The 8,945-nt window shown below is 42.6% G+C and carries 8 protein-coding genes; 3 read left to right on the top strand and 5 right to left on the bottom strand.

Translation table 11 applies throughout. From position 1 onward, the window contains the following. Positions 1–299: 299 nt before the first annotated feature. Positions 300–1,874, bottom strand: coding sequence for a lysine decarboxylation/transport transcriptional activator CadC (gene cadC, locus VSA01S_RS16975; protein WP_039978696.1), 1,575 nt, complete (start codon positions 1,872–1,874; stop codon positions 300–302). A gap of 147 nt (positions 1,875–2,021) precedes the next feature. Next, positions 2,022–2,420, bottom strand: coding sequence for a Zn(2+)-responsive transcriptional regulator (gene zntR, locus VSA01S_RS16970; RefSeq protein ID WP_039978697.1), 399 nt, complete (start codon positions 2,418–2,420; stop codon positions 2,022–2,024). Positions 2,421–2,685: 265 nt separating this feature from the next. On the opposite strand from zntR, the gene purH reads away from it, so the two are divergent. Together purH and purD are read left to right on the top strand one after the other, a co-directional pair. Further along, positions 2,686–4,293 (top strand): bifunctional phosphoribosylaminoimidazolecarboxamide formyltransferase/IMP cyclohydrolase, encoded by a 1,608-nt coding sequence (purH, locus tag VSA01S_RS16965; protein ID WP_039978698.1) that lies wholly within the window; start codon positions 2,686–2,688, stop codon positions 4,291–4,293. Positions 4,294–4,389: 96 nt separating this feature from the next. Next, on the top strand, positions 4,390–5,679 hold the full coding sequence (gene purD / locus VSA01S_RS16960; protein ID WP_039978699.1) for a phosphoribosylamine--glycine ligase: 1,290 nt from the start codon (positions 4,390–4,392) through the stop codon (positions 5,677–5,679). Between the two features lie 82 nt (positions 5,680–5,761). Here the strand turns inward: purD and VSA01S_RS16955 are convergent, their stop codons facing one another. Both VSA01S_RS16955 and hupA read right to left on the bottom strand, forming a co-directional pair. Then, positions 5,762–6,457: a DUF1481 domain-containing protein gene (locus VSA01S_RS16955; protein ID WP_039978700.1), complete on the bottom strand. Its 696-nt coding sequence runs from the start codon at positions 6,455–6,457 to the stop codon at positions 5,762–5,764. A 39-nt stretch (positions 6,458–6,496) separates the two neighbouring features. After that, positions 6,497–6,769, bottom strand: a complete 273-nt coding sequence (hupA, locus tag VSA01S_RS16950) for a nucleoid-associated protein HU-alpha (protein ID WP_039978702.1) — start codon at positions 6,767–6,769, stop codon at positions 6,497–6,499. A gap of 314 nt (positions 6,770–7,083) precedes the next feature. Here hupA and VSA01S_RS16945 point away from each other — a divergent pair, with 314 nt between their 5' ends. Next, complete coding sequence (locus VSA01S_RS16945; protein WP_039978703.1) at positions 7,084–8,214, top strand: CNNM domain-containing protein; 1,131 nt, start codon at positions 7,084–7,086, stop codon at positions 8,212–8,214. Positions 8,215–8,348: 134 nt separating this feature from the next. On the opposite strand, the gene VSA01S_RS16940 is transcribed toward VSA01S_RS16945, so the two are convergent. Further along, the gene (locus tag VSA01S_RS16940) at positions 8,349–8,936 is read right to left on the bottom strand and encodes a YjaG family protein (RefSeq protein ID WP_039978704.1); all 588 of its coding nucleotides are present in this window, start codon (positions 8,934–8,936) and stop codon (positions 8,349–8,351) included. Positions 8,937–8,945 lie beyond the last annotated feature (9 nt).

Here is an 8,945-nt window from a genome sequence, read left to right as displayed (position 1 = left end):
TTCTTATTTTTAAAGAGCTTTCTAACTGACTTTTCGCTTTAGCTTCATGTCGTTAGGGGTGCGTATAATACGCTTCCAGATTTGAGAGTCAAGTATTTTTTTAAATTCTTTTTTCTCTTTCCAACTCGTCGTGTAATTTTCATGTCACTCCGTGTCGGTGGATGCGCAGTATAGGGATTTATGATTTCTTAACAAGCTTTTTTTTCTAAAAAAAAACCAACCGAACAAAAAGCATCCATCATGGGTAAATTCAATCCTAATCGAATATAAAAAACTATGTTTTGACTACATGGCTTTATTTAATGAGTATCTTGACCTAAATTCACAATAGAGGACAGAATATTAGAGTCCATAACATCTGCATCCATCGGGAAGACGAGACTCTGACATAAACGATAAGTCGCTCTGGAGGCATCAATTGCTAAAGCATCCATATAGAAGCCTCTTGCTCTTCTAGTATCGCCATCTAATTCAGCATATTTTCCTAACAGCACATAAGATAAAACCGAGTTACGTACTTTCAACGCTTGTTGCAAGTATTTTTTGGCCTTGCTCGTTTCACCATTGATCATAGTGTGTAGTGCAAGAGCCTCATATATTCGTGGTTGAATAAAACCCACTTGCATTCTGACATTTGCTTTGAGTTTTTTTTCAAGTTCTTGAAGTCGATGACTATCCTGCTTGGGCTCAAACTCCAAAGAGTTTTGGATATGATATGCCACCAACAGCTCAGCTTGCACATAGGCATTATCTTTTTCTATCGATAAAGCCTGTTCAAGCAAATCGATACCATGTTGAAATGGCTTTTTGTCGCGTATAGCAATAAAGTGATTCGCTTCAATAAATAACTCTAGAGCATCAGGATCCATTGGCAAGCCAGCATTAAGAACTTTAGACTTCAGTCTAGCTCCAGACACATTTAACTTACGCAGCAATTCTAAAGGTATCTGTCGCACTAAAGATCTTAACTTATCTCTTTTAAGAACATATTTGCGTTTGAATAAAACTTTACCCAAGATATTATCTTTATATTCAACTTCAAAAACATCTTTTCCTTGATGCCTTTTAATACTAGTAAATACCGTTTTTCCCGCATTTCTAGTTGAAGAGTTTTCTTCAAGCTTGGCTGTAACTTCAAACTCACTGAGTAAAGCAACATCGTACATAAGCTTCAGAGCGAAGCCATCAGCCAAACTATAAAGCTCATTTTTTCTACTGATATGATCTTGGAACTCAAATTCGATTAAGTTTGTATCTAAATCTATTGTTTTATCTGACCAAGAATAAGCTAAAGTCACCAGTAAGATAGCGAGTATACTTAACAAAAAAAAGCTTGTGATACTCAAGCGCCACGATCTGAGTTTTTGATAAGGAGATAAAAGACGGTGAATGCCATCATAACACTTAGCAACAAAAGCCCTATGCTGTGGAGGAACGTTATCAACTAATCCATGCTTGCTGCTATTCTTGAATTCTTGTCCCGGGTCCATGCAATTTCCAGATAAAACATGAATACCAAAAGAGAGACAGGTAGACATGAACTCTGCCTGAGATAGCGCTGTTACCATTGCCACTAATTTGTAACCACGCTTAGGCACAGTGATAACGTAGTTGATTGAGTCAACCCGACCGTCGCGTAGTAGCTTACGAAGTTCAAAAATAGACTGCGTGACAACTTGTTCCGTAACAGCCGCCCCGTCCCATACAGATTCAATTAATTCATCCCTATTGAAAACTTGGTTAGGATGACATGCTAGAAAATGCAGTAAATTAATCAGGCGCGGTTCAACGTTTACTTCCTTGTTTTGTCGATACAACTTATTTTCATCAATATTCAATATCCAATCATTGATTTGAAAATAGCTTTCAATCATATTTGATTAACTCTCATTGTTAGTATGATGATCGCATTTGCAAACAAACAAAGGCGCATAAGATAAATACCTAAAAAGGCGAGATTATATTTTAAAAAAAGGGCTATACCTAGGTTATAGATTTATTAAAAATGAGAAGAATGTAAATTATTCCAAAGCAGCAAGAATCGAACAATGACTTGCATCATCATTACTGTGACCACAGCAAGCATCGTTTATTCTTTTTAAAGCACGACGTATTCGGCTCAATTCTGCAATTTTTTCATCAATTAGATTTAACTTAGCTGTCGTTATCGCTTTCACTTCTGCACAACTGTGTTCTGTTGCTTCAAGTTTTATGCCCAATAGATCTTTTATTTCTTCCAAGCTCAGACCCAGCTCTTTGGCTTTTAAAATAAAACGTACCTGTTGTTGATTTTCGTCATCATAAAGACGGTAACCTGATTCACTTCGCCCAGCAGGATTTATTAGCGCATTTTTTTCATAGAAACGTAATGTATCAGTAGTTACACCACAACGCTTTGCCAGTTCACCAATCTGAAACATAAAGCCTCTCATTCAATCTTTGTTATCTAAAGTACTAGAAATTAGCATTTTCACAATATTTACGTCAATGCCAAACGATTGCGCGAGCTTTTTTGTAAGAACTTAGTTAGAATGTGCACTAACAAATTGTGCAGATTATTTTCTGCACAAGCAACATTTTGTAAGATGTTTACCAAAGCTTGCCAACATCTACTTTAACAAGTATCGACAAACTCTCTTTTGGTAAACATCTTTTAACTCCGAGAAATTTGAGGAAAACGGAAGCATGAACAACGCTCGCCCAATTCACCGTGCGCTTATCAGCGTATCAGATAAAACAGGTATTATTGAGTTTGCCAAAGCTCTTACTGAACGTGGGATCGATATCTTATCGACTGGGGGCACAGCTCGCTTACTTTCTGAACAAGGTATCGCTGTAACCGAAGTTTCTGACTATACTGGCTTTCCAGAAATGATGGACGGTCGCGTTAAAACGCTTCACCCGAAAGTTCACGGTGGTGTTCTGGGTCGTCGTGGCCAAGATGATGACGTGATGGAAAAACACGGCATCAACCCTATCGATATGGTTGTTGTTAACCTATACCCATTCGCAGAAACCGTAGCAAAAGAAGGCTGTACGCTTGCTGACGCGGTTGAAAACATCGATATCGGCGGCCCAACGATGGTTCGCTCTGCTGCGAAAAACCATAAAGACGTAACTATCGTTGTGAACGCTCACGACTACAACCGCGTGATCGCTGAAATGGACGCGAACGACAAATCTCTCACGCTAGAAACTCGCTTCGACCTTGCTATCGCAGCATTCGAACACACGGCTTCTTACGACGGCATGATCGCAAACTACTTCGGCACAATGGTTCCATCTTACGGTGAGAACAAAGAAGGTGATGAACCTTCTCCTGAAAACAAGAGCAAATTCCCACGTACGTTCAACCAACAGTTCGAGAAGAAGCAAGACATGCGCTACGGAGAGAACAGCCACCAAGCGGCAGCCTTCTACGTAGAAGCTAACCCACAAGAGGCATCTGTTTCTACTGCTCGCCAAATCCAAGGCAAAGCGCTCTCTTACAATAACATCGCAGATACAGACGCAGCGCTTGAGTGTGTGAAAGAGTTCAACGAACCTGCATGTGTCATCGTTAAACACGCGAACCCATGTGGTGTAGCTCTGGGTAAAGACATCCTAGAGGCGTACAACCGCGCTTACCAAACTGACCCAACATCTGCATTCGGCGGCATCATTGCATTCAACCAAGAGCTCGACGCAGAAACAGCTGCTGCTATCGTTGAGCGTCAATTCGTTGAAGTGATCATCGCCCCTTCCGTATCTGCTGAAGCGATTGGAGTTGTTGCGGCGAAGAAAAACGTGCGCTTGCTTGAGTGTGGGGAATGGTCAACCAAGACAACAGGTTTCGACGTAAAGCGTGTTAATGGTGGCCTACTGGTTCAAGACCGTGACCAAGGCATGGTAAGCCTAAATGATCTGAAAGTGGTTTCTAAACGTCAACCAACCGAAGAAGAGCTGAAAGATGCCCTATTCTGCTGGAAGGTCGCGAAGTTTGTTAAATCAAACGCGATTGTTTACGCGAAAGGTGATATGACTATTGGTGTGGGCGCAGGCCAAATGAGCCGCGTTTACTCAGCGAAGATTGCAGGCATCAAAGCTGCAGATGAAGGTTTAGAAGTTGCAGGCAGTGTCATGGCATCTGACGCCTTCTTCCCATTCCGTGATGGTATCGATGCGGCAGCAGAAGCTGGCATAAAATGCGTTATCCAGCCGGGCGGCTCTATGCGTGATGATGAGGTGATTGCTGCTGCTGATGAGCATGGTATGGCAATGATCTTTACAGGCATGCGTCACTTCCGCCACTAATTCATATAACGAAGCCCTAGAAACTAGGTGCTAGAGTGGTTAATAGCCCTGTCACTCACCCAGGGCTAAACAAAATCATTGATAAAGGATTCTAATATGCGAGTTTTAATTATTGGTTCAGGCGGTCGTGAACACGCACTAGGTTGGAAAGCAGCACAAAACCCAAGTGTTGAAACAGTCTTTGTTGCTCCGGGTAATGCAGGGACAGCACTAGAGCCTAAACTAGAAAACATCAACATCGCAGTAGATGACATTGAAAGCTTACTTACTTTTGCAAAAGAACAAGCCATTGAGCTAACGATCGTTGGCCCTGAAGCGCCACTGGTTATCGGTGTTGTGGACGCTTTCCGAGAAGCAGGCCTGCCTATTTTTGGCCCGACACAAGCTGCCGCGCAACTTGAAGGTTCTAAAGCCTTTACTAAAGATTTCTTAGCACGCCATCAGATCCCAACAGGTGCTTACGCAAACTTTACTGAAATCGAGCCTGCTCTTGCTTACGTGCGTGAACAAGGTGCACCGATTGTCGTTAAAGCCGACGGCCTTGCGGCAGGGAAAGGGGTCATCGTCGCAATGACGTTAGAAGAAGCAGAAGACGCTATCAAAGATATGCTCGCTGGCAACGCATTTGGTGATGCGGGCAGCCGCGTAGTTATCGAAGAATTCCTCGATGGTGAAGAAGCTAGCTTCATCGTGATGGTCGATGGTAAAAATGTCCTACCAATGGCCACCAGCCAAGACCACAAACGTGTTGGTGATAAAGATACAGGTCCGAATACGGGCGGAATGGGGGCCTACTCTCCAGCTCCAGTTGTCACATCTGAAATCCATAATCGCATCATGGAAGAAGTGATTTACCCAACTGTGCGCGGTATGGAGTCCGAAGGTAACCCATACACTGGTTTCCTATATGCGGGGCTGATGATCGACAAAGACGGCACTCCAAAAGTGATCGAATACAACTGCCGCTTCGGCGATCCTGAAACGCAGCCGATCATGATGCGCATGGAGTCGGATCTTGTTGATCTCTGCCTTGCTGCAATCGATGAAAAACTTGATCAAGCAGAATCAAAATGGGATCCTCGCGCATCGATAGGTATTGTACTCGCAGCAGGTGGCTACCCAGCTGCATACAGCAAGGGCGACATAATTTCAGGTCTACCGCAAATGGAAATTGAAGGTGAAAAAGTCTTTCATGCGGGAACCGATAACAAAGATGGCGACATAGTAACAAACGGCGGTCGCGTACTTTGCGCCACTGCACTCGGCAACAGCGTATCAGAAGCACAACAGCGCGCTTACGCCCTAGCAAAGCACATGAGTTGGGATGGGATGTTCCATCGTAGCGACATTGGCTATCGTGCGATTGCTCGTGAGCAAGAGAAATAAAACAACGTCAGTTGGTTAAAAAATCAAAAGGCGCTGAGTGCGCCTTTTGATTATTCTTTTGTGAAAGAATATGAAGTAAGGTTTATTTAGAAATCAACTTTGGTCTTGGTACACAGTCAAAATCGTTGTCATTGAGTATCAGCAATTCATCAACGGTTGCCGTATTACGCGATTCTTTACCAATAAACGCAATGTAGCTGTCAACTGACGCCAATCTATCCATTACAAACTTGGGCAGGTTCTGCTTGAATTCCAACGTAGCAAGCTCACGTCCCCCACAGGTTTTAAACATTACACCATCCCAATACCCTTGAATTAGGCTTTGGTCATCACGCGATTGCTTCTGGACTAATTCAACCACATCGTTCGCTTTTTTTTTGTAATGCTCTAACTGATCACGCTGTAAAGGTAGCACTTTTCCATCCATACGGTACTGCTGATAGATTGCGTCACCATCTTTATTAAATCGAATGTGAATTTGAAAAGGCACCAAGCCATGTTTTGCATTGAGTTGCTCACCTTTTCGAATCAACTCTCTTAGCTCACCATCACTCCAACGATAGTCGCTCTGATATGAGCCGAAATCCCCCATATTGACAGAGTCTGATACCATAGTGATGCGTTTAAGACGCTCTGTCATCCAATATAAGCTGGTTGCATCACCCGCGACTTCTCCGCCAGAGGAATGGGTAAATTGCTCAAGATTTGGGGCTTTAACAGAAGAACAACCAGCAAGAATGAAACTTGATAGGAGTGAAAATAGTAAATATTTTTTCATGATGTTGCACCGAGGCGAGTGACCTCGGTGCATTATAACTTAATTGACAGATTCTTTTAGTGCTTTACCTGCTACAAATGCTGGTACGTTCGCAGCTGCGATTTGAATTTCTTTACCAGTCTGAGGGTTACGACCTGTACGCGCAGCACGGTGGTTCACTTTGAATGTACCAAAACCAATTAGCTGAACTTGGTCGCCCTCTTTAAGTGCGCCAGTAACACCTTCAAGAGTTGCTTCAAGAGCAGCTTTAGCTTGTGCTTTTGATAAATCTGCTTTCTCTGCAATACAGTCGATTAATTGGGTCTTGTTCATTAGGTTTCCCTTCTCAATATGTTATTGGATACACCTCACTCTAAAACATAAATGCCCCATCTGGCAAAGGTTTGTGAGTGATCTTTCGATTTTCTGACGCAGTTTTAGCCATAATATGAGTAATAACTCACAATTTGTTACTACTTCCCAAGCAAAAGCGCTTGCTTTCTACTGCAATAAGACCGATTTATATGACAATTTTTGCAGTGATTACTCAATGAATTCAAGATACCAATTTATTCGAAGCTAACTTTGAAACCATTGAGTATATAATTTCTGTAAATCCTGACTATCCACTACATTCAAGGGCAATTATGCTGCTGTTATCCATTTATATCTCTACTGCTATCGGTGTTTCCTTCATCTGTTCGGTGCTGGAGGCTGTTTTACTGAGTATTAGTCCAAGTTACATCGCGCAACTAAGGCAACAAGGCAACCCAGCTGCGATCCAGTTAGCAAAGCTCAAAGCAGATATTGACCGGCCACTGGCTTCTATTCTAACGCTTAATACTATTGCTCACACGATTGGTGCTGCGACTGCAGGTGCGCAAGCAGCCATCGTGTTCGGCAGCGAATCTCTCGGTGTATTTTCAGCCTTATTGACCTTGGCCATTCTGGTCTTATCTGAAATTGTTCCTAAGACCATAGGGGCAACCTATTGGCGTCAATTAGCGCCAACTGCAGCAGTCTCATTACGTTGGATGGTTTGGGCACTAACACCATTTGTTTGGTTCTCTGAACAAATAACTAAGCGTCTTGCACGTAATCACGTGGCACCGAAGATGCGCGATGAACTTTCCGCGATGGCGATACTTGCAAAGGAAAGTGGTGAGTTTGCAGAAGGTGAATCCAAGATATTAAGTAATCTACTGGGTATTCAAAATGTGCCTGTTACTCAAGTTATGACTCCGCGCCCCGTAGTATTCCGAGTGGACGCGACCATGACTGTCACTCAATTTCTTGATCAGCATCAGGAAACGCCTTTTTCTCGTCCGCTGGTTTATAGCGAACAAACAGATAATATCATCGGTTTTGTGCATCGTTTAGAGCTGTTTAAGCTTAAACAAATAGGGCATGGACATAAGCAATTAGGGTCAATAATGCGTCCAATTCAAGTAGTCTTAAATAATACAACACTACCAAAAGTATTTGATCAAATGATGACGCATCGCTTACAACTGGCTTTAGTGGTTGACGAATATGGAACAGTTCAAGGTCTAGTCACATTGGAAGATATCTTTGAACACCTACTAGGTGAAGAGATCATCGATGAAGCAGACAAAAGCACAGATATGCAGGAACTGGCTTACCAGCGCTGGGAAAGTTGGAAAGAAAAACATGGTGTAATTGAGAGTCGAGATGACGATGAAGACGAGCAAGATCTCGAACAACACAAATCAACTCAAGCCATAGAGCCTGCTCAATCAGAGACAAAAGCACCTTAATCGACTTGAACGAAAATTTGCTTAAGCTCAGTCGTTAACAAAGTCAAAAGGCACCCAATCACGGGTGCCTTTTTCACATTGAGACAAGTTGCTATTTACCGTTTATACCCAAATGACCTCAAGATACTTGATATTTAAAGCGCGATACCGATATTGCTGACACCTTCCTCACGTAATTCTTCACGTAAATCTTTAATCAAACTGATATCACGCTCTGTTGCTTCACGAAGAGGGCGGAAAATAGCCCACTGGACATCCCATTCTTCACAAACCGCTTCATTTTGTTTTTGATTGTCATTCGTGATTGGCTCAGCACCCTGCGCTTGCTCTAAATCGACAACGGTTTGTACTGATTGCTGGCTAATCTTAATCATTGAATCAAACAGATAATCACGATCGAGTAGGCCATGCAGAAGCGTCGATAAACTCTGGCATGCATCCATTGCAGGATACACACCATAAAAGTCATATTCATCCGCACTAGGGAAAAGCGCTTCCAGCTTCTCTAATTGACGTTCAAAATTCACTTTTGCGGTCTTAACTGTCAGAATTTCCCATACACTATCAAGAATCGCTCGGTAAGCACGGGAGTCTGCAAATTCGGTATTCTCACAAAACATCGCATAGTTGGGATACATGCGTTCACACAGACACGCCATGAAAGTAATTTGTTGCCAAGGTTCTAGTTTTTCCAAACGAACCTGAAGAGGATTCTTAAGCATAGTCACTCA

Source organism: Vibrio sagamiensis NBRC 104589 (genome assembly GCF_007990935.1).
Taxonomy (GTDB): domain Bacteria; phylum Pseudomonadota; class Gammaproteobacteria; order Enterobacterales; family Vibrionaceae; genus Vibrio; species Vibrio sagamiensis.
Note: the sequence above shows the minus strand (reverse complement) of the source record. Positions and strands in the feature narration are given on the sequence as shown.